Annotated in this window: 1 pseudogene; it reads right to left on the bottom strand. The window is 54.0% G+C overall.

The features are described 5' to 3' along the window. A pseudogene (cdaR, locus tag ACNFOC_RS55695) lies at nucleotides 1-400 on the bottom strand (DNA-binding transcriptional regulator CdaR); the annotation flags it as partial.

Here is a 400-nt window from a genome sequence, read left to right as displayed (position 1 = left end):
GCCCAGTGAAACGCGAAAACGCAGCTGGCCGTACTCTTTCATGCGGGTAATCAGTTGTTCAACTCGCTTACGATGATCTTCTGCATCCCAGCGCCCAAAAGAGTTCAACGCCGGTTTCAACACCACCATTTCGGTCAGCGAGACAATTGCCACCAGATTATTACGCTCGGGCGTAGTCAGCGCGTTTTGCAGTTGTTGTAACTCCGCCATTGCGCTGTCCACACCAAGCTGACCGCTGTCGACCTCAACAATAGCCACCACTCGCGGTTGATTGAGATCGATCCCCAGCCGTTGCGCCCATTCAGTAAGTGCGGGAGTATTCTCCTCTGCCTGAATCAGGTTCATCACCAGTTCTTCCCGCAAACGGCTATCCTGCGCCAACAAGTGCATCAACCGCGAC

This window comes from Streptomyces colwelliae (assembly GCF_048158785.1).
Classification (GTDB): domain Bacteria; phylum Actinomycetota; class Actinomycetes; order Streptomycetales; family Streptomycetaceae; genus Streptomyces.
Note: the sequence above shows the minus strand (reverse complement) of the source record. Positions and strands in the feature narration are given on the sequence as shown.